The following is a 22,573-nucleotide window of genomic DNA, read 5'->3' on the forward strand; positions in this document are numbered from 1 at the left end:
AAGATAAATCAAAAAATACAGTGTAATTTCCAGTTAATAATAAATTCCGAATATTTAGATCGGTAGAATCGGGTTATTTATCTGTAAGTAATGTGGCTAATTGAGGAGTAAAATTTTAAGCATATGTACGATTGCATCATCGTCGGCGCAGGGCCAGCTGGTGGAACGGCTGCATATCATTTAGCTAAGCAGGGACATTCTGTATTAGTTGTAGAAAAAGAATCATTGCCCAGATACAAGCCTTGTGGTGGTGGTGTATCCCCAATCATTGCTGAATGGTTTGATTTTGATTTTAGTCCGGCAATTTCCATTAAAGCTGATAAGATTCGCTGTACTTGGAAAACTGGCGATCCGGTGGAAGCAAAACTGAACACTCCCGAACCATTGTGGATGGTGCGACGGAATATATTCGATAATTTTTTGGTTGAGCAAGCTCAGAAACAAGGGGCTGAGCTCAAGGATAATACGGAAGTTACAGGTATTGAATTTAAAAGTGACCACTGGCAAGTAAATACAGCCAATGGTTCCCTGTCAGCTCATTATCTAATTGCCGCTGATGGTGCCAAAGGGCCAATGGCAAAGTGGTTGGGCTTTAAAGAGCGTAAACGTCGCCTAGCTGGTGCCTTGGAAACTGAAGCCCCAACCGAGGTAAAAGATGGTAATATTGCTCATTTTGAGTTTGGGATGGTCAAAAATGGCTATCTATGGAACTTTCCCAAGGCAGATGGTTATTCCATTGGTATTGGTACTTTTATCGGTGGAGAACCCCAAGATTTTAAAAAGATTTTGAATGGATACGGTGACAAATTTAACTTGAATATAACTAGCTGTAAACAGTATGTTCATGCTTTATGCTTGTGGAATGGAAATCAAAAACTGCATACAGATCGGGCAATTTTAGCTGGGGAAGCAGCTTGTGTAGTTGATCCTTTTACCGCAGAGGGAATTCGCCCTTCTATTTTTAGTGGTTTAAAAGCAGCAGAAGCGATTAAGAAAGCTGTCGCTGGTGATATTAATGCTTTGGAACAATATTCCGATACTATTAATCAAGAATGGGGTACTGATATGGCTTGGGCACAAAAAATAGCCGGAGCATTTTATCGTTTCCCTGGTATTGGTTATAAAGCTGTGAAACACCCCTCTGCTCCCCAGATTATGGGTAAAATTCTTTGTGGTGAGCTTAAGTATGGTGATGTGGCTGGACGTGCGATGAAGCGTTTAATTCCTGGCTTTGGTGGTTGATTGGGAGTTAGGAGTTATGAATGTCTGAAAGTTGTTTAGTATGAATATTCATAATTTCTAGCTAATGAATAAAGTTTATGTTGTTGGTATTGGCTTGGATGGGATAGCTGGACTCAGTAAAAATACTAAAACGTTAATAAATAAAGCTACGTTGCTTGTGGGTAGCGATCGCCATTTGAGTTACTTCCCTTACCATCCAGCCTCACGCCTCTTTCTCAGTAATTTCACTCAAGCTATTGAAGAAATTCGTCACCATTTAATAACTAGTAGTGAAACTGTTGTGGTTCTTGTCTCTGGGGATCCATTATTTTTTGGTTTGGGCAGATTCCTGTTATCTGAATTTTCCTCAGAACGACTGGAGTTTTATCCCCATCAAAGTTCGGTACAATTGGCATTCAATCGGATTAAGGTACCTTGGCAGGATGCCCGGATTATTAGTATTCATGGACGTTCCCTAGATGTATTAATTAAAGCTTTACAGCAAGGGCAAGATAAAATTGCTGTATTAACAGATGGTACTAATAATCCCCAAGTGATCGCTCGTTTGTTACAAGATTTGCATATAACCAGTCAGTATCAATTTTGGGTGTGTGAAAATTTGGGGGGTGAAGATGAGCGGGTACGGTGTTTTTCTCCTAGGGAGATAGAAAGGAGGGAAAATTCTGCTTTTGCAGCTTTGAATGTGGTGGTTTTGATCCGTCAACAACAGCAGGAGGGGTTAAATTTAGATAGTCTACCCCAATTTGGTATAGCAGATAATCTGTTTCTGAGTTTTAGCGATCGCCCCGGCTTGATGACTAAACGGGAAGTGCGGACTTTAGTATTAGCAGAATTGTCATTATGTCCAGGACAAGTTATTTGGGATATTGGTGCGGGAACTGGTTCTGTTGCGGTGGAAATTGCTAGACTTTGCCCTAGTTCTCAGGTTTATGCGATCGAAAAAACGGCTGCTGGTCATTCGTTGATTTCTCGGAACTGTGAAAGATTTCAAGTCAAAAATATTATTCCTGTATTGGGTAGTGCCCCAGATATGTTACATAGTTTGCCAGAAAATTGCGATCGCGTTTTTATTGGTGGTAGTGGTGGTAATTTGACTGCGATTCTCCATACCTGTAGTCAAAGGCTGAATTCCCAGGGAATAGTAGTTATAGCTTTAGCAACTATGGAACACATCAATACTGCTTTATCATGGTTTCAAAGTCATGATTGGCATTATCAAATATTGCAAGTACAGTTATCTCGCTCTGTTGCGGTGGGTAATTTAACGCGCTTATCCCCCTTAAATCCTGTGACAATTATTACTGCTATAAATGTATAAATATGATCAAGCGTAATGCTATAGCGCTACGGGCAAGTAATAAGTAAAAAGTTTACTACTCATGGGTTTGGTGCTTTAATAATGTCTGCGCCCTAATTACATAGTGCTATATAACGCTACGCAATGACATAATTTGAATTTGTTACAGTGATAAAAGAGGGTTAAGATTTGATACCAAAACTGGAATAAATTCCATGAATCCCGGGAATTACCTATAAAACTGATGTATATAGTGATATTAGTCAGAACGATGTGGGCAAAATAATGATCACACCGACTTTGTTAAATAATCGCTATAAAGTAGTAAGGGTTCTGGGTAGTGGTGGATTTGGTGAAACCTTTTTAGCAGAAGATACCCAAATGCCATCTGGTCGCTTTTGTGTGATCAAGCAACTTAAACCAGTTGCTAATAATCCCCAAGTATATCAACTAGTACAGGAAAGGTTTCAACGGGAAGCGGCAATTTTAGAAGAATTAGGGGATAGAAAAGACCAAATTCCCCGTTTATACGCCTATTTTCTGGAAAATGGTCTATTCTATCTAGTTCAAGAATATATTGAAGGTCAAACCTTAACTCAAAAGGTACAACAGCAGGGAGTATTAAGTGAGGGGGAAGTCAGGGAGATTATCATTAATATTTTGCCAATTCTGAGTTTTGTCCATAGCCAGCATATGGTTCATCGGGATATCAAACCAGATAATATCATTCTGCGTTTAAGTGATGGTAAACCCATATTAATTGATTTTGGTGCTGTCAAGGAAACTATGGGTACATTGATGACTCCTTCTGGTAACTCCACCAGGTCAATTGTTATCGGTACTCCTGGATTTATGCCTATGGAACAATCAGTTGGTAGACCACTATTTTCCAGCGATATATATAGTTTAGGGCTAACGGCAATTTATTTACTTACAGGCAAAATACCCCAAGAGTTAGCCACAGATCCCGCTACAGGAGAATTGAGATGGCGACATTATGCGATGAATGTGAGTGCTAATTTAGCCGGCGTATTGGATAAAGCAGTACAACAATCACCTCGCGATCGCTACCATAGCACAGGGGAAATGCTAAACGCATTGCAGATTCCAGCCACTCCTCCCCCACCTCCAGCAGTTACCACACCTCCCATAGCCCCATCTCCACCTCCTCCATCTCCACCACCAACACCTTCTTCTCAAAATGGATTGGGAAGTTGGCAACAAGCGGTGATTATTGGTAGTGTAATTGGCGTATTTTTGGTTGGTGGTTTGTGGATGATGCAAAATCGCAATCATATTATTGGCTCCGACCCTACCGACCCTAGCCCTTCTCCCACACCAACTGCTTCCTCTTCCCCTTCGGAATCGGTTTTACAAACAATTCCGACTCCCAGAAAGACTGTATTTGTCCCTATCTCACCCCAACCATCTCCCACACCATCACCTAAGGTTACATTTTCACAGGCACCAACAGAATCATCTGTAATTTCACGTAGTGCAGCCACAAAGGTTGTGAGACAATGGCTTACAACCAAAAAGGAACTCTTTTCTCCTCCCTATAGAAAAACTCTAGGGGAACAATTACTAATAGGTAAAGCCTATAAGGATAACATTAGTAAAACTCCCGATCCTGAAGGTTGTATTGCTAGTGGTGTTCCGGAAGATGATTGTTTAAGTTCAGTAGATTGGCTACGCAAATATAATGCCTACTATACATATGGCGTACAAAGCCTAGATCGAGTAATTAGATTTATCCCCCGGAACAAGCAAGCAGAAATAGAAGTGGTTGTTACTGAAGAATTAACATTTTATAAAAATGGTCAACGGCGACAAACTTCTTTGAATACTAACAATTATCGTTATTCATTGAGATATACCAATGGTCAAATCAAGATATCTGATTACAAAAAAATCTAGACTTGTATAGATGTAAATAATATGGCTATGAAATATCCCAAAAAATCTTCCACATCCAATGGTCGAATTATCCGTAAAACTCGAAACCGCCAATTATATCATTGGCAGTTTTATAGTCTAATTATTTTAGTCATTTTATCTATATTATCTTTGTTTGGTATCAGCAGCTTTTTCTTGAAAAAAACTAACTCTGAAAAAACACAAGTTGAAAAAAAAATCTCCCCAAGTAAAAGATTCCCTGCCAGTGGATAATTCTGCAAATACTTCGGCAAAATTACCAGAAAAGAATAATTCTATAACTATTAATCAAAGGGCTGATGTCATAAGGGAACCTGAAAAAAAAGTTGTACAAGTGCCCCCTCCTGTTACAGCTATTTCAAATAACTTAGCTCAGATATATAATGTTACTAATTCTCCTCAATTGAATAAAAGTAAACAATTAAATATCACTATTAATAAATTGATTACATATGCTAAAAAGCATAAATTACCAACGGAAAAATTATCAATTACCTTAATTGACTTAAAAAATAATACAATTTCTGGGCATAAACAATATCAACCAAGATATCCAGCCAGTGTGGTAAAAATGTTTTGGATGGTTGCCTTGAATGCTCAAATTAAAGCAGGAATCATTCCGTGGGATGGAGAAGTTAACACTGACCTGAATAAAATGATGTTAAAGTCAGATAATAATGCAGGGAGTCGTATTTTAAATAGAATTACAGGAACAAAATCTTCTAGAAAAAAACTCAGTAATACGGAATTCCAAGAATGGAAAAAACGCAGAGAGAAAATTAATACTTTTTTTGAGCAAGCAGACTATAAAAATATTAATATTAATCAAAAGACATTTCCCATCACTGATTTAAATATTACATCCCCCGTCGGACCGGACTTACAAATACGTGGTGATCGCAATAATCCCGAGCGTAATAAAATAACTACATACCAAGCAGCCAGACTAATGTATGAAATTGTTTCTAATCAAGCTGTTGCACCAGAATATGGTGAGCCAATGCTGGGTTTACTCAAAAGAGATATACATCCGGAAGTTTGGAGAAAAATGCCCCCTAATCCCATAGATTTTAACCCTGTAGAGAGCTTTTTCGGTCAGTCCCTATCCCCCGATAAAGTAGTTTTTTTCGCTTCAAAAGCTGGTTGGACTAGCTTTTCTCGGCAAGAAGTAGCTTTTGTTGTCACCAAAAATGGTAAAACCCGTTATATACTTAGCATCTTTGGGGATCATCCAGCTTACGCTAAAAGTAAGAAAGTTTTTCCCGATATGTCTCGTCTTGTTTTCAATCAGATGACCAAAACCACCAAGTAGCTGCTGACAAATATACACCACAATTAGCGTTTACTCTTTGCTGCTATGGTTATTAGATATAGCTACTAGCTGCTTTGAGCTTTATAGATATAGATTGATGACTGTCAATCATCTGCTTTCAGAACCGATATGAACTAACTGATCTAAGTCATCACCGCTAATTTGATAAGCAGCGCCAAATCCGATGGTGAATTGCCCTCCATAGGGAGTAAGTTTAAAAATGCGAAAGTCGGGTAAACTCCGCATCATATTGATAATTTCACCAAAGCGTTGCTCAAAATCTTCTGCAATTTTCTTCCACTCTTCTGTTCCCCTGGGTAGTAAAACTGCATCGCACTCAAAAGTTAAACGACGACGAGCAAAGATTTGTTTGGTTTGGGATTCATCCTCAGCGAATAAAATACTGGCTTTGGAAGTGCCATGTAAGTTACGAGTATGGGCAGAAAGACCACTGACGAAAATATAAATATTTTTTGCCCCATCCATAACAAAAGGTGCATAACTAGCATGAGGTAGACCCTCTGGATTCACAGTTGCGATCGCCACACTAGAAAATTGTGCAGTAAAGTTTTTATACTCAGATTGAGCCTTTTCTAATTGTGTCATGCAATTTTAGATTTTAGATTGATAACTGAGCTTGTCGAAGTTTAGATTTTAGATTATTCTTTTCTCCCCTGCTCCCCTGCTCCCTCACTCCCTCACTCCCTCACTCCTTCACTCCCAGGTTGACATATCTCGCAATACATGAGGAATATCTTGGGATTGGGGAAACTCTAATTGGGTTTCTCTCACCCCTAAATAACCGGATTCAGCAAAAGATAACAACATCCGCGCCAATGCTAACCATACTTCACTTTCATATTCCCAATCACCATAACGTCCAGCTTTACCAGCAATGGAACGCAAAGCCCAAAAATAGCTATTCCTCACCACAGAACCACCTTTTTTAAATGTTGGTAAGTCCTCATGGTGAAGAAAAATTACGTCGTTTTCAATTCTGGCTCTCATTGGAGATTGGGAATTAGGTGATTGGTCATTTCTTACAATGCCATCGCGATCGCTATTTTATCAGGTATCTGTTGTTGCACGCTTTTGATAACATTCAGGGTTTTCTCATAGGCTATTTTTTCCCCTTGGAGTTCAAAGTATGCTACTGCTTGGTGCAAATCTGAGATGGCTGTTTGCTCGTAACCAAGATTGTGATACGCTATACCCCGATTCAAATAAGCGTCACCATTCTGGGGATTTAGTTGCACCACTTGAGAGAAATCATTGACTGCATCCCAGTAGTTACCAGTTTGAGCATGGGCACAACCTCGATTAAAGTAAATTCTGTAGTTACTCCCATCCAGAGTAATTGCTTGGTTAAAGGCAAGTATGGCTGTTTCTAGCTCTGCCAACTCTAAATAAGCTAGTCCTCGATCATTATGAATATCTGCAAGTAGGTTGTTGGGTATTTGTTGATTGTAACTTAGAGCTAGATTGTAGTCTTTTGTGGCTTGTTGGTGATTACCCAAATAAGCATTGGCTACTCCTCGGTTATAATAAGCTCGAAATTCTTGGGGATGGATGGCAATTACTTGATTATTATCTGCGATCGCAGCTTGATAATTACCTTGTCTAGAATAAGCTAATCCCCGATTTAAATAAGCTTCCGTGTTGTCGGGAGAAATTTTGATGGCTTGGGTACAATCTGATACCGCATTCTGGTAATCTTGTAATTGGAGGTAAGCAAGACAACGGTTACTGTAAGCGCTAGCAAAATTACCTTTAATTTGAATCGCTTGGGTAAATTCTGCGATCGCTCCCTGATAATCACCTTGCCACATCTTTTCTACACCCAATTTAAATACATCACTCACCGTTATTTGTTTGGTGTCAATGGGTGCAGCATTGGCAATTGGAGCCATTACACAGCAACTGAGGATAACGGCAATTATCAAAGTGCCGATGAACCGATAACAGCGATGCATAAGATTTTCTTTATATAAATTAACACTTGCCGTAACCTAAAATTAGGGCATTGCTGAATCCAGGTATGAATCTATTTCACCCATTAGACATAGACGCAAAAAATCGTTGTTCAATCTATGGAAAAATCTAAAATCATACTTCCATTCAGCAATGCCAAAATTTGTAGGCAAAGTATATAACTTGCCTACTATTTAGACTATAGTAATAAAACTTTACTTACCAGCCAGCATCTGCTTGTCCAAGAACGTATGCAGCCACATTCTCAATTTGCTCTGGCTTTAATCTTGATTTGAAAGCAGGCATAGCACCCTTACCATTGGTAACTTGGGTAATAATTGCCTCTGAGGAGTACATACCATACTTTTCTAAGGTTTCTTTTTTCAGATTTTTGGGAGCCATAACCAAGTTTTTACCACCAGCATGACAAGCAGCGCAATTGGCATTAAAGATTGCCTTTCCTGCTGCTGCATCTGCGGCGAAAGCGGGACTACTGAAGATAAAAGTGAAGATGGTAATACCTAACAGTAGGACGGAAATAATTTTCTTCATTCGGCGTTCTCTCAATCTCAAATAAGTATTCGACAAGTTGTCATACATAATTTTCCGGGAGTGGGTTTGCAAACGTCAAAAGACAAGCTGTCAAACATTGAGATAACTTTAAGTTTTGGGTTAGGGATAAGTATTTTTCCGGAAAAATAATTGATTTCACCAAAATAGGGAGTAGGGAGTAGAGAGTAGGGAATAGGGAATAGGGGAAGAGGAAAAATACCCTACCCCAGGATGGTTTGTTATTGTTAGCGTTAGCGAAGCGTCTCCTGAAAGGAGATAGCGTGTCCGGTAGGACATAGCCCCCGGATTTATCCGTGGAAAGTTAAGAAAATTTGAGTGGAGAGGCGTAAGCCCGACAGACAAAACGTCAACATTAAATCCCCTACTTTTAAGTATGGGGCATACCTACTCCCACGCCCCTACTCCCTCGTTAAAAATATTTTAGGATTCAAGAAGCAATTGTGACTCTTCTCCTCCTTCACTCCTTCACTCTTTCCCTCCTTCCCTCCTTCCCTCCTAACTCCTTTAACTCCTCCTCAGTGACCCGACAAATTCGCCACTCATTTAAAATAGATGCACCCATGCGACGATAGAATTGTTGTGCAGGTTCATTCCAGTCCAATACACTCCACTCTAAACGCCCACAATCCCTTTCAGTAGAAACTTGAGCCACCTTTTTTAGCAGTGCTTTCCCAATGCCTTGTTGTCGATATTCTGGCAGTACAAATATATCTTCTAAGTAAATTCCTGGTTTGGTTAAGAATGTTGAATAGTTTTGGAAAAATAGAGCAAAGCCTACAGGTTGGTTATTCTTTTCTGCAAGGATAGCTTCTACATATTTTTGGGAGCCAAATAGGTGTTTTTCTAAGTCTTCGGCATTACCAGTAACAGCATGAGATAATCTTTCGTAGTCTGCTAAGCCTTTAATTAAGTTAAATAAGGCAGTACCATCCCCTGGTTGGGCAAATCGTAATGTCAAATCTTGGGGCAAATTCATTAGTAATAATTAATTATAAATACCACTTATAATTCTAGGATTATAAGTGGTATTTATCTCAATTCCTAACTTTTTCTGTCGAAAAGCAGCAGTTTACCCCGACAGTAGGCTTAAACTACTTCAATATTTACAAATTAGGTTTGATTCATATATTTTTCATCTGACCCTGACTCAGAAGTCAAGGTCATCTTGAGAGTCTATGACTTGTCAAGCTTGGAAACACTGCGAAAACCTTCGATTGACTTCATAGAAGCTGTAAATTCGGGACTGCTACTCGCGAACAAATTCCCCCTTTTCCACATCCCGTGAAAAGTCAGCTAATTAATACGACCCCTTAAAAGTTTGATGGATGAAGTTTGAAGTAATTCAATTATACTACTTTCTCCTTCTTTAGTTCTTCTTACCTTCTAACTTGCCCCAACCAAGATTACCAAAAGCTGCCAAGAGCCCCCTTTACTTGCAAATAATGTGGTTTCAAAAACCGCTTGTTTGCAGTTCGCTACATGTAGCTTCTAGATTCGTTATGTTGGACTTTTTCAGCAAGCCCTAAGTATTCTTCCCACTTACGAATTGTTAACAGTTGAAACAAATGCACTGCTGGATTTAGTTCTATAATGGGTGCATTGAAGTGAGTATTGTAACCATTTTGTTCTGCTTCAACAGCAACTCCATCTTGAGCTAAAAGCGGCTTGATTAATAACGGATTCGCAATCTTCAGTACCGAAGTCATCAGCCATTGAGGAATCTTAATTTTTGTGAAAGGAACTATTAAAGCATCAAAATAAAACAGGAAGAATACACGAGTCCTTTGTTCACTAATAGGTAAAATGAAACACCAGTGCTTGATTTTGTTGTCGGTATTTGACCACTGGTAGGGATACTCATAACAAAGCTCCATAAAGTTGGTATTAACCCGTTTGCGGTCAACAAACATCCCAGAAACTTTACCCGTACCAACTTTGGTTTCGTAACTGACGAAGACCTTATCTCCTTCTTGCTTGCATTTTATTAACTTAGCGTCGGTGAAGGGACGATACCGACGATGCAGATAAGCGTGTGTGAAATCACTGACATTATCAATAATCATTGAGTGGTGTGCTTGCCAAGTAAAATCAAGTGGTACGCACGCCCAACGGTTTTTTCCTTCTAATTCAGGAATTTTAGGAATTTGTCTCTTGTCAGCTAATGTAGAGTCGCCAGGGAAAATCCAAATCAGTCCGTAGCGGACTTGTACGGGATAGGTTCTTATTTTACAAACTGGCATTGGTTTATCAAACAGGTCGTGAGGAATGTCTACAACTCTCCCTTCCTTGTTATAACCCCAACCGTGGTAACAGCATACAAGGCGATCGCCATTTACTTGACCTAAAGAAAGTACCAGTTGACGGTGGGCGCAACGGTTTTCTAAAGCTACTAATTGACCATTTCCTGTACGATACAAAGCAATGGAAGTATTCCAAAATTTGACTTCAATTACTTGTCCCGGCTTAATAGCCCGGTCATATTCAACAGCGTACCAGTAATCTGGATTCATCCCTGCCGAACGAACTTTTTGGCGGCGATTTTTCGCTTCATTAAATGAAGGAGGATGAAGTTTTGGTGGTGTAGATACTTGTTGCTGATTGTGTGTTAATGCTTTCATAATATGAATTGTTAATATTAATCGGATTTATATTTACGTTTGTAGCGGATTAAGCAAGGTTGGCGCGGCCCCACAACAAAGGTGGTATAATCTGGCTCATAGTTTTGATGTACTAATTCCAGGTCAAACCGTCCCAGCAACACGCTCCAAATTACCTTAATCTGTTGGTAAGCAAATGCTTGACCGATACAACGATGCCTGCCACCACCAAAACCAATAAGTGCATAGGTGGATTTACGGTCTTCCGCCCGTTCGGGATTAAATCTGTCTGGGTCATAGCTGTTAGGAAAACGGAAGCACTCAGGCAGGCGGTGAGATACGGCTGGGGAAACCATTGCTAGTCCCCCCGCTTTTACGTGATAACCGTTGTATTCAAAGTCGCGTAATATTTTCCGCATTAGCATGATTAAAGGTGGTCGCAATCTTTCTGCTTCTTTTATTGAGCGTTCTAAAATCACCAGTTGTCGTAACCGCTCTAGAGAAAAGGTTTTGCCATTACCAAAAACTGCTTGCTGTTCAGCCATAATTGCTGGAAGATATTGCGGGTGCTGCAAAAGTAAAATTCCCGTCCAAGCAGCTAACACAGCACTGGTATGTTGACCGGCAAACAATAATGTCAGCAACAAACCCGTGATATTATCTTCACTAAGGGTTGTACCATCGGCATAACGAGCGTTCATCAAGGCTTGTAAAAAGTCTTCACCTTCATTACCTTTAGCTCTTCGATTCGCAATAATTTGGGAAATCAGTTCCACCATGCGAGTGCGAGCTTTGTCTCTTCGCCGGAAAGAAGGCAATGGTAAATAGGGTTGAAAGAAAGCTAACAGATTAATACCGCCTTCCAAGTCATGATACAAACTGGCAAATTCCGTACTCAGGTGCTGTCGGAACTCATGCCCAATTAGACAACGACTGGCGATAAACACCGTTAGTTCATTCATCGCGGCGAGCAAGTCAACTTCTCCCGACTCCCCCCAAGTATCAAAATAAGCTTGGGCTTCTGTAGCCATAAATCCAGCATAGGCTTGCATCCTTTCTTCTCGTAGTGCGGGAAAGATAAAGCCAAGCTGTTCGCTCATTCTATCGGGGGTAGTGTCATAGGCGATCCCTTTACCAAAAATCGGTACAGTAAATTGATAAGCTTCTTTCTGACTAAACTGGTCATCGGCAGCGCGAAAAAAGGCTTCATTAGCTTTGTAGCCAGTTAAAAATGTGACATTAGAACCTGCCAATAAAAAGGAAAAAATTTCCCCAAATTGCTCTTGTCCTCTTTGTAGAAAATCAATTGGGTTGCGTTGTAACTCTAAAGCATATCCTAGATAGGGAAATCTTCCACGTAGAACAGGAGGTGTTTTTTTAATATTAATTGCACTAGTAGTCATTATCCTTAGCTCAAGTTTTCTTTGGGGCGAGTAAATGCAATCCTTTTTCCCACAGGAGTAATTAAACCCCTACGAAGAAAGTCATCATAGGCAGATTGAATGCTGGCTTTAATACTGGTTGGTTGATAACCTAACTCGTTTTTGGCTTTGCTGATGTCTGCATGGCGATGCATTCGTAGGATACGCACAGCACCGGAAGTAAAGCGTCTTGGCACATTGGGGAAAAATCGCGGTAGGATGAAATCTGCAACTTTGGCGATACCTGCCATCATTGCACCAGGAATTTTTAGAGGTGGGCGATCGCGATTTGTAACTTCCTCAAAAATATCCATCAAATCATCAACAGTGAGAAACTGGCTACTGAAAATATACTTTTGTCCCGGTCTTCCTTTTGACATTGCCAGAATATGACCTTCTACAATGTCTCTAGCTGCGACAAATTCAAAACCCCCGGGAACGTAAGCTGGGAGTTTACCGTTAGCAAAATCTATCAACGTCCGCCCCATGCGAGAAGGTTTGTAGTCATGGGGACCGAGAATGGCACAGGAGACGGCGACAACTACATTCAAACCATTAGCAAAGGCTTTGAGACACTCATGCTCGACAAAAGTTTTGCTAAACCCGTAAGGTAAGTGGGGTGAGAAGGGATAAAAAGGTATCGTCTCGTCGCTGGGTTTTTCTGGGTTATGACCAACTGCACTGAAAGAACCAGAAACTACAACTTTAGAAACATCACACTCTAGGGCAGCTTGGAGAATATGGATAGTTCCTAAAACATTGCAGTCGTAAATCTCTCTTTCTAGAATGGAGTTACTATCAAGGGTGGAGACTTTGGCTGCACAGTGATAAATGCGATTGCATCCTTTAACTACTGCTTTGACTCTAGTAAAATCGCGCAGGTCGCCGTAAACTTTATCTAGATCTAGCCCATCCACAGCAGCATTATTACTACCCTCCCGCAGTAGGACGCGAACGCTATGTCCATCATCTAGCAGTCGTCGTACTAAATTTGTACCTAAATGACCAGAAGCACCAGTAACTAGAATTGTCATAATATAAAAAATATGTAAAACTTAAGCACCAGTAAGCGCCCAATTGAGGACATTTTTAACAGGTTTAAAAGAGCCAAAACGAAGAGCAAAATCTAAAATGGGTGTTTTCGCTACCTGTAGAAAAGCATTACCTGCCATCAGACGTGGACCAATTTTTTGCCGAATTAATTTTGTATAAGGTGAGAGATTCTCGAAAGTAGGTAAATAACCTTGTTCGAGGCGCGAACCCAAAAATTCACCAGCAATAATTCCACTGGCAAGAGCGGTATGAATCCCTTCTGCTGTAGCCGGATCTACAAGATTACCTGCTTCTCCAGCTATTAGAGTTCCTGACTGTACCAGTGCAGTTGGTTTGTGGGTAATGGCAATGGGATGTCCCATTAGATAATCAATACGGTTAGCATATTTAACTCTTTGAGCTAGACGATTTTCTATAAAAGCTTCAAAGCGTTGTTTAGCATTTAAGTCACCAATGTTCGGATTGTAGCAAATGCCAATATTGACCCGATTTTTAGTTTCGGGAAATACCCATCCATAGTAAGGTTTAACTACAGGGTCAAAATAGATTTCTACAGCATCAGAAATACCTGCCACACCTTCATACCATCCCATAAGGGCACGTAGAGTGGTTCCCGGACGCTTTGCTTGAGCTAGCTTGCTTGCACTTCCACTGCAAACAATGACTGCATCGGCTTCTATTTCCCCTTGATTGGTTTTCACTCCTAATAAGCGGCCATTTTCTCGGATTAATTCTTGGACGCGAACACCTTCAGTTAATTTGGCACCCCGTCTAGCTGCTTCATATGCCAGTAGAGTATCGAACCGAGAACGTAACAGTACCGCCGCTTCATATTCGCTACGTAGTTCAACTGCTGTTCCCCCTACTCCACCGATAATACCTGCTTTAATGGGGTAAACTTCTTTACGAATTATTGAACCTACTCCCATTTCGTCAAGCAGTTCCAAAGTCCAAGGAGATAGTCCGCTACCGCAAACCTTGCGTCGGGGAAAGGTAGCTTTATCGAGCAAAAGTACCTCAATATCTGAAAATTTTGCTAGGCTCATCGCCGCCGCAGAACCTGCTGGTCCTGCTCCTATAACTATTACTCGTTTCATAATTAAAATTAAGCTGAATTTTTGAATTTTGATTTTCAGTTACTCAAACAGAATTTTTGTTAAACGGATAGGTCTTCCGCATCCGATAGCCTAATGCTAATGGAATCAAAAGATACGGTAAATTTATCGCTAGAAATGCCACATGATTACTTGGTGGATTATCTCCCATAAATTCTATTCCTAAATACAAAATCATCGAATAAGTAATAGCTGAAACATAAATTATTGCTGGAAGACGAATCCAATTTTTACCCTTGATAAAAGCATAAACTAGCAATAGATAAAAAGGACCGAATATAAAAATATCTATCAAAGACTGAATTTGTAAAGAAAGTGGATTTTTTATGAGGGCAGGGTCTATATTTGTTCCATACCAATAAAGTGCTCTTATTAAAAAAAAATTACTTTCTGGTGTTATAGGTATGTTTAGAGCAACCAATGAACTTGTAAAAAAGGAAGTCCAAGCAAAAAAGCTGAAACAGATAATAAAGAAATAATCAAAGTAACGTCTTTTAAAATTTAGAAACGGCTTCTTTTGATGCATTTATGTTTTCCAAATGTTTACTTGTGATACCGTGACTTCTAAAAAAGTTGGCATAGCAATCATTTTTATCAAGATTGATATAAGTCGCGACAATAATTTTTTCTATTAATCCTTGAAAAGATTAATAAACGGAGCTAATAAATCTTTTAGTTGTCGAATACAGAAACCCTAACTTATAAAAACTTAACTTTTTGATGTTCTGTAAGCCGCTTCCACAGCTTACAGAAAATAGTATCAACAATTTTAAAGCTTAGTTTTTTGTCCGTTATGTGGCTCTAGACAGGTTACTTTAATCAAGTTTGCTGTGTATAGCATTCACTACCTTACTATCATCAACATCTATCTTTTTCCGCAGAAAATTGATTATCGTTGTGGGGATTACTTTATAAGAACCAAATGCAGCGAAAAGATTAAAAAGTATATTTGTAGGTTGAATACCCCCTAAACCAAAAGTGACTCTAAGAGGCATACCAATAGATTCGCTAAAATTAACTACCTCATGCCACCACCAAGGAGGATTAAAGAGAATATCACCTGCGCTTAAACGAACCGTATATTTGGGTACGTATTTGTACAGAGGATAGCGCGAGGGGTCTTTTTCTTGCTCCTTACTAATAATAGGTGAAGCCAAGTAACCGTGGGAACGACTATGACCAACATTGGCGTACATCCAAGGCGAATGCCAAGGGGCAACAAAATTCCATCTTTTCTCTCCATGAAGTAGGCAAAAGATATTGCCAGCGATAGCACAATGAAAAAAACTAGAGGTATTAAGTCCTGCTATGATTAGTTCGGGACGCATTACCTGGCAATGAAATAGTTCTTCTATACCCTTTAAATTAGCCTCTTCAATAATTTTATTATGACTTCCAAAGATAGCTGCAGAGCCTATTGCATACCTTCGCTCTCCAGCACGGATACTATTAACCAATTCGTCAACAGTGTGCCAAGAACTGGTATGTACCTGATAATGAGGTTGGTACTCAGTTGTACCATATTTTTCTTCATTATTGCTTTGCTTCAGACATAGGATATTTGCATTTCCATAGTTGTTTTTGAAAAAATCAAGAGACCAATTTTTCACAGCATAAGAATCTTTTAAAACTCCTTTGATTACAACAGGAAAAGGACTCTGAAGAACTTTTGAAAGTGTATCTTCTTGTATTTCTTCTGGATAAATACACGGAAGTTCATATACATCTCCATATTCTTGAGGGGACAATTTTGTCATTCTTTCATGGATTGAATTTTCTAATTCTTTAAAAAGGTTTTCATTCCTTTTCAAATAACGAGAAGTCCAAATAAACTTCATTCCGATATTGCTTAATAAATCTGTTCTAGGGTAAGAAGCATATGTATTAATGTTTTCTATTCCCAAAAGCTTTGCAGTTACCATGTCAATCTCCATTGGAATTTAAAATTTAAGCACTCAAAAATTCACTACTCTTTTTTTCAGGCAAATAAGAGTAGAACTGTTTGGACCAGTAGCGATATGGCATGATTGGTCCATCAGCTTCGCTTAATAACGGCTGCCTGTAATAAATCTTGTTTTCCCAGACGGGAATATCTTGATGCAAATTGTGACTATTCTCTGCCATTATTTTGCTTCTTAGGGTATTGGTAATGGCTTTATTAAGTACATTTTTTATGCTAATTAATACATGAACATCGAGGAATTCTTCATCAATAGGAGTCAAGAGAAATAACGTAAGAGTATGAAATTCAATTACTGTTTTTACTAATGCGTAGCTAACTTGAATGCCTAAGCCATAGCAACTGATTTCTACTAAACCTTCAGCATCAATCCCCAATTCTCTAAAAATAGATAACCGATATTTGGGACGCAGACGCTGTATAAGCACAGTACCATCAATCTCAAACTCAGCTTTTTCAATTGCACGGAATGATTGCCCATGCAAATACAGCATATGGGCAGTATCCATAGCATTTTCTGCCATTTCTTGGGGGTGAGTCCGTATTTTCCAGCTTTTTCGTAGAAAGGGAGTCCAATCTAGGGAATTCCATCCCGGAAATCCTGGCATCTGCCAGCTAGGTGGTTCTGATTGAGAATGGTAGTAAACCATAATCAATCCATTAAACTCACACACTGGCAAAGGTTGGATTTTGGCTTTGGGCGGTACTTTTGTGCTGTAGGGGATTTTTACGCATTCCCCCTGACGGTCAAAACACCAGCCATGAAAAGGACATTGGATTGTGTTACCATTCACTTTGCCTCCATAACCAAGGTGCGCTCCTAAATGGGGACAATGAGCATCAAATACCTGTGGTTTACCATCTTCTGTGCGAAATAGAACTAAATCTTTACCAAAGTAATGCAATGGTTTGACTCCACCAGGAGGTAGTTCGTCACTGTAAGCTACTCTAAACCAACCATTAGGAAAGGCAGAAAAGGGAAAGCGTGTAGTCATGGCATCTCCTTGGGCGCAGATGGCAGAGAATTACCAGATAAGGGTTTCCAGTAATTTTTAAGTAATAATTTTCCGTAGATACCAAACGTGCGGGCTACTGTTTTCAAGTCTAGGGTGCTAAAAAACGAGTCAGCCAAACCAAAGGGAAGCATAGAAGGGATAAATCCTCTAGCGTATTCTAAAACCCAAGCTTGTTCTGGAATACTTAGCCCCTCGCTTTGTGATTTTTCTAAATAATATCTATCTCCAGATTTACGCACGATGCGTTCAAAAGGACGGTTTTCTTTGAAGTACCATAGTTCTCCATCGATAACAAAATCATAAATTTCTGTAAAATGTCTACCTGTATGTCCTTTGGTGCCAATAGGAGAACCAAATATAAGAATATATTCTGTTAAAGAAGCGTGGAGAACAGCAACGCTATACATACACCCCCCAGCGTTGTTAAACATCCATTGGATTTTGTCGTTAATTCTCCCTGGATATTTTTGCTCTAACTCTACCCTTACTGTTTCAAACATTTGTTCGTAGGGTAAACCCATGCTTTTGTTAGCAATTTTATGTAAGATATCGGGGTCAAAAATGTAAGGCATAAATACTTTTACTTTTTTCTCTTGTTCATATTTATAAAATGGAAGTTGTCACTCGAAATATTTAACAGCTTTATAATTCATCACTACTCCCCTCCCGCTCTAAAATTACCTATAAAAATTCCTTTTTTCTACTCTTCCCCTTCTTTCCCCTCTTACTAAATAAGTGATCATAAAGCAGGTTTCGGAGTAGTTACCTTTGGTGAGGTTACACTAACAAAACACCTTCTTTCCCCGTACTAAGTCGTTCTCGTCGCCGCGATTCATACAAAGAAAGTGCCCATACTGGGAAGTAACTGCGATAAAGCGTATAATCCAACAACGCAGTATGGAAAAACACACCACTCATATCTTGTTTTTCCCAACTACCATTTTCTAACTGCATATCTATCAGGAAACTTGCTCCTCTATTAATTTCCTCCCAATGGTTAGCACCTGCTTTAAGTAAAGCCATCATTGCCCAAGCAGTTTGAGTTACTTGACTTTCAGTATTTTCTACATACTCACCAGACAAACATCCTTGGAAATGCTCTCCCCAACCACCATCTTGTCTTTGCTTACTTATCAACCAATCACAGGCTTTGTAGATAGCTTGGTCATTAATATTATTACTGGCTGCTAATAAGCCGTGAATGCCAAACATGGTACCGTAGATGAAATTTACCCCCCAAAAACCCAGCCATGAGCCATCAGGCTTTTGCTGTTGTCGCAACCATAAACCACCACGTTGAATTGCGGTGTCAATTTCAGCACTCATTATTTCTGGGTAACGAGTACAAAATTTTCTTAGCGCCATTAAGCACGAAGCCGTACATTCAATATAAGAATGCTCCGTCATGGAATTAGCAAACATCTCTGCTGGGTTCATCCACTCCAAAGTTGAGCGAATCTTGCGATGTTCGTAACTCCCAAAACCACCATCAGCATTTTGACAGCGGAGGATAAATTCTACCGCATTTTGTAAGTTACACTTAGCAGTTATTTCAGGTGGCGCATCTAACAATCCCAGGAGAGCTTCAGCAGTACAATCACTTACAGGCCATCCATGCCAAACTCCAGCAAAGCAAAATCCCCCTTTAGGATTAATGCGATGAAAATTCTCAATATTGGGAAAGGTTGTGGGAATCTGTTGAGTAGTAAGAAACTGCTGCCCTCTTAAGAGACTGCTAGAAACGTCTACATGAGGATTTGCTGCTTGCAAAGCTTGAATAGCAAAACCAGTATCCCAAGTACTACTACGTGCCCCTGTTACCCTTAATCCATTTAGTTCATCTTGCCATATCCAACCTTCAAAGCGTTCTAAAACTTTTTGTAATTCTGTATCACTGGGGTCATGTAACCACAGGGCAATAATATTTAGCAATCCACTAACGGGAGACAAACTTGTGTAATCAGTTGTCTGCAATTCAAAGCGGATACAGTCTACCATTTGGGCAATTGCTTTTGAGCGCCAACCTTGATGATGCCATCTCTCGTAAAGATTACTGAAAAAATAAATCAGTTTTAGTACTTTACTAGGAGGATTATAAACTTCCTCTTGCCTCAAATTTAACCGCGCTTTACTAAAGTTAACCTGCTGGTAATCACCCACATATAATTCCGAGCGCAATGTTTCAATTAGTGGGGTTAAAGGAACCTGAAACTTCCGACCATAAATAAAGCCCATAGGCATATAAATTAGTCGAGTATGGCAATAAAAATTTCCTGGATGGAGAGGTATCCATTTGGGTAGTAGCCATGCTTCCGGCAATACTGGATTAACACCAGACCAATCGTAAAGATTCAGCATGGCTAACCAGAATTTACCCCATGTGGGAATTGATATTACACCACCTTGCTCGCGGATAAATTCTAGTGCGGGAGCTAGAAGCGGATCTTCTTTTTCGACCCCTAATATACGAGCCGCTACATAAATAAGCGTTGTGACAAATAAGTAAGGCTGGGATTTTTCATGCAGTCCCCATAAACCACAGGGTAAGCGAGTTGTTTTAAATTGTTTTAGGAGAGCCAAACGACGCTCTGATGAAATAGGTGTTTGAGTTATGTAACACATCAGCACGTACTGGGCTGGTAACATGGGACACCATACCACCTCTCCTTCCCAAGAACCGTTAGTCAGTTGATGGGAAAGCAAAGAATTGACAGCGCGTTGTAGGGCGGTGGTAGAGTCGATCGCTAATTCAACATTATTATCTGTTAAAAAAGATACTTTTCCCTGAGGTGGCGATAACTTATCTTTTATTTTTCCCTGCTTCATATTTCCTCTTTGATACTTGTGAAAACGGGATAAAGCAATAACAATTGGTAATCGCAGCCACTGAGCGAAAGCTGGTAAAGTTTGTATCAGATGTCGCCATTGACCCTGTGAGACATTGTCTTTGAACACAGATTTTACCGCGATCGCTAATCCTTTGAGAAATGACCCGCTAAAATGCAGAAGATTGGTTCGCGCTCCGGATAATAAGTGCATTGTGCGAACGCATTCTTGTGGTTCTTGTCGCCACATTTGGTATATAGCTCTGCGGATAGCTACAGCACTCTCATCATCACCGCAAAATACTTCATAAAGTGTCGTAGCCAGCATCTCCGGTACGTAAGTTCCGAAATTACGTTGACGCTGGTAATCCTCAAAAGTCTGACTGCGAACAAGACATTCTGCATCCATAAAACCAACTGTCATCCCCGTTGCCGTCATCGGATGAAAATATCCAGTAGCATCGCCTACCAGTGCTAACCCAGGACGACCATAATGAGTGCGAGAGCTATACTGATTTGCCACCCATACGACTTGATTATCTTCCAAAGCCTGGCGAAATGCCCCTAGCAATTGTGACGGTAGTATAAGACTATAGGCATCCCATAAATTGGCAGGTTTTTTTGGAAAATCCACCGGCACATCTAAGCACATACGGACTTGATTTTCACCAATCCGGTATACAAGTGCTGGTCCGAGTCCCCCTAAAAACACATGACCAAAGCCTTCAAAGGGTAGCTCAATATCTTCCAGTAACACTCCTGCCATGTAAGAAACTAGTTTGGGCTTATGGGGTATACCAAGAGCCTTCCGAGCCACTGAGGAGCGCCCATCTGCCCCTACAATGCTTTCGGTGAAGATGCTTGTCTCTCCCTGCTTATGATGTTGAAAAGTTAACTGCTGCCCTTGAATCTGGGTTACCCGAGCATTAGTAATAAAATCTATCCCATCACAATCGACAACGGCTTTCCGGAGTGTGGAAAGGATCAGATTGTGTTCCCAACTAAACCCTATGGCACCCTTAGGGTAATCTAGTTGAATTGGTTTGTTACCATCATCAGCAAAGACAACAAAGCCAAGACCTGTAGCATAATTAACTAATCCGGGAGACAGGGAGACACCCAAACCCTCTAGGATTTGCAAGCCGGGAGGGTGCAACCATTCCCCTGCTAGCCGTTTTGTATTGTGGGGTTGTGCCTCTAACAGCATGACTTTTGCACCACTACGAGCATAAGCTAGAGCAGTCACGCAACCGACTGGGCCTGCACCAATAACGGCAACATCAGGGGAGAAAGTTATCATAATTCAAAAATCAATTGCATTTAAAATTCCTGCATTCAAAGAATTAATTCTTATTTTTAATACACAAAAGGTAACATCCGAAATCTTACTTTTGTGCAGTAAACATCCCAAAGATTGCCGTACTTTGTTTGGCAACGCTGTTCGTCACGCCATGCTCTATGACATAAGAGTCCACACAACCAAAGAGGCAGTATATAGGGAATAATTGAGTCAAAACCAGAAGTTAATGCTAAAGCAAAATATACACAGATTTCACCCGTATAATTAAGTTTGCGACCAATACCCCACCAACCAGATAGCAACAGTTTTCCTTCTAAAGTCTGCGCTGGCTGTCCCCAAATCGTTGCTTGAGAATTTTTCTTAAATCGGTGCTTCTGAGCATTAGCGCCGCGAAATATTGTTAAACCTATTAGGTAAAGAAAGCTTATAGCAATTATGCCGGATGCTGGTATTGGTTCAATGGCATCTACTAAATACCAACCAATAATGCTGTAAAAGAAAGGAACCAAAACTAAGTCACCCCATATCAACATAAATCCGAATTTCTCGGCAATTATGTCCCAGGTGGAAAGCATGAATTCCTCATAGTAATAGTGGGTAGCGAGGTACAACCACCAAAATACTTGGAACATCCACATTTGTAGGCTAATTTCGCCATACTTTTCATATTGCAAGTAAGCAAATGCCGCGTTTAATAGTCCTAAACCAATTAAGGAAGGTTGGTAGGCGAACATTTTTAAATCTACCCCCAGCCAAGTTGGGTTTAGTTCCATCCCCAGCCATAAATCGCTAATGACTTTACCTAACGATTGTGGTTGACTGCTGACACTCAGTTTTCTTTGTCCTTTTACATATAAAATGCCTGTCCAAGCAAAAGCAAATAAGTTAGCGACAAAGAACAAAGACCAAAAATAGCTAGTTAGGGTTACAAGGGTGATATTAAATATCAACGTAAG

The 22,573-nt window shown here is 40.0% G+C and carries 19 protein-coding genes; 4 read left to right on the forward strand and 15 right to left on the reverse strand.

Annotated elements, in window-relative coordinates:
* Positions 1-123 precede the first annotated feature (123 nt).
* From CALSC_RS10165 to CALSC_RS10185, 4 genes are all read left to right on the forward strand, one after another.
* Positions 124-1,242: a geranylgeranyl reductase family protein gene (locus tag CALSC_RS10165; RefSeq protein WP_088241238.1), complete on the forward strand. Its 1,119-nt coding sequence runs from the start codon at positions 124-126 to the stop codon at positions 1,240-1,242.
* 64 nt (positions 1,243-1,306) lie between these two features.
* Entirely contained in the window at positions 1,307-2,560 is a 1,254-nt protein-coding gene (gene cbiE / locus CALSC_RS10170; protein ID WP_088241239.1) for a precorrin-6y C5,15-methyltransferase (decarboxylating) subunit CbiE, read from the forward strand.
* A 264-nt stretch (positions 2,561-2,824) separates the two neighbouring features.
* Complete coding sequence (locus tag CALSC_RS10175) at positions 2,825-4,456, forward strand: protein kinase domain-containing protein (RefSeq protein ID WP_088241240.1); 1,632 nt, start codon at positions 2,825-2,827, stop codon at positions 4,454-4,456.
* A gap of 205 nt (positions 4,457-4,661) precedes the next feature.
* On the forward strand, positions 4,662-5,786 hold the full coding sequence (locus CALSC_RS10185; protein ID WP_143288212.1) for a serine hydrolase: 1,125 nt from the start codon (positions 4,662-4,664) through the stop codon (positions 5,784-5,786).
* A 108-nt stretch (positions 5,787-5,894) separates the two neighbouring features.
* Here the strand turns inward: CALSC_RS10185 and CALSC_RS10190 are convergent, their stop codons facing one another.
* The 15 genes from CALSC_RS10190 to CALSC_RS10260 form a co-directional block, all read right to left on the reverse strand.
* Entirely contained in the window at positions 5,895-6,392 is a 498-nt protein-coding gene (locus CALSC_RS10190; RefSeq protein ID WP_088241243.1) for a HugZ family pyridoxamine 5'-phosphate oxidase, read from the reverse strand.
* A 108-nt stretch (positions 6,393-6,500) separates the two neighbouring features.
* Positions 6,501-6,794, reverse strand: a complete 294-nt coding sequence (locus tag CALSC_RS10195) for a hypothetical protein (protein WP_088241244.1) — start codon at positions 6,792-6,794, stop codon at positions 6,501-6,503.
* Between the two features lie 32 nt (positions 6,795-6,826).
* Entirely contained in the window at positions 6,827-7,759 is a 933-nt protein-coding gene (locus tag CALSC_RS10200; RefSeq protein WP_088241245.1) for a tetratricopeptide repeat protein, read from the reverse strand.
* 217 nt (positions 7,760-7,976) lie between these two features.
* Positions 7,977-8,309, reverse strand: coding sequence for a cytochrome c6 PetJ (gene petJ, locus CALSC_RS10205; protein ID WP_088241246.1), 333 nt, complete (start codon positions 8,307-8,309; stop codon positions 7,977-7,979).
* 478 nt (positions 8,310-8,787) lie between these two features.
* On the reverse strand, positions 8,788-9,306 hold the full coding sequence (locus tag CALSC_RS10210; RefSeq protein WP_088241247.1) for a GNAT family N-acetyltransferase: 519 nt from the start codon (positions 9,304-9,306) through the stop codon (positions 8,788-8,790).
* A 499-nt stretch (positions 9,307-9,805) separates the two neighbouring features.
* Positions 9,806-10,948, reverse strand: coding sequence for an aromatic ring-hydroxylating oxygenase subunit alpha (locus CALSC_RS10215; RefSeq protein WP_088241248.1), 1,143 nt, complete (start codon positions 10,946-10,948; stop codon positions 9,806-9,808).
* 17 nt (positions 10,949-10,965) lie between these two features.
* Positions 10,966-12,330 (reverse strand): cytochrome P450, encoded by a 1,365-nt coding sequence (locus CALSC_RS10220; protein ID WP_088241249.1) that lies wholly within the window; start codon positions 12,328-12,330, stop codon positions 10,966-10,968.
* A gap of 5 nt (positions 12,331-12,335) precedes the next feature.
* Entirely contained in the window at positions 12,336-13,382 is a 1,047-nt protein-coding gene (locus tag CALSC_RS10225) for an NAD-dependent epimerase/dehydratase family protein (protein ID WP_088241250.1), read from the reverse strand.
* A gap of 21 nt (positions 13,383-13,403) precedes the next feature.
* The gene (locus tag CALSC_RS10230) at positions 13,404-14,498 is read right to left on the reverse strand and encodes an NAD(P)/FAD-dependent oxidoreductase (protein ID WP_088241251.1); all 1,095 of its coding nucleotides are present in this window, start codon (positions 14,496-14,498) and stop codon (positions 13,404-13,406) included.
* Positions 14,499-14,541: 43 nt separating this feature from the next.
* Positions 14,542-15,042, reverse strand: a complete 501-nt coding sequence (locus CALSC_RS10235) for an EXPERA domain-containing protein (protein WP_088241252.1) — start codon at positions 15,040-15,042, stop codon at positions 14,542-14,544.
* Between the two features lie 289 nt (positions 15,043-15,331).
* Entirely contained in the window at positions 15,332-16,438 is a 1,107-nt protein-coding gene (locus CALSC_RS10240; protein WP_235006752.1) for a cupin-like domain-containing protein, read from the reverse strand.
* Positions 16,439-16,463: 25 nt separating this feature from the next.
* Complete coding sequence (locus CALSC_RS10245; protein WP_088241254.1) at positions 16,464-17,471, reverse strand: Rieske 2Fe-2S domain-containing protein; 1,008 nt, start codon at positions 17,469-17,471, stop codon at positions 16,464-16,466.
* The gene (locus CALSC_RS10250) at positions 17,468-18,064 is read right to left on the reverse strand and encodes an ERG2 family protein (protein ID WP_088241255.1); all 597 of its coding nucleotides are present in this window, start codon (positions 18,062-18,064) and stop codon (positions 17,468-17,470) included. Before CALSC_RS10250 ends, CALSC_RS10245 begins: the two co-directional genes overlap by 4 nt.
* Positions 18,065-18,269: 205 nt before the next feature.
* Complete coding sequence (locus CALSC_RS10255; RefSeq protein WP_088241256.1) at positions 18,270-21,617, reverse strand: FAD-dependent oxidoreductase; 3,348 nt, start codon at positions 21,615-21,617, stop codon at positions 18,270-18,272.
* Between the two features lie 56 nt (positions 21,618-21,673).
* Positions 21,674-22,573: phosphatidylethanolamine N-methyltransferase family domain-containing protein (locus CALSC_RS10260; RefSeq protein ID WP_143288213.1), on the reverse strand; the 900-nt coding region annotated here is incomplete at its 5' end.

The organism is Calothrix rhizosoleniae SC01, assembly GCF_900185595.1.
Classification (GTDB): Bacteria; Cyanobacteriota; Cyanobacteriia; order Cyanobacteriales; family Nostocaceae; genus Calothrix_A; species Calothrix_A rhizosoleniae.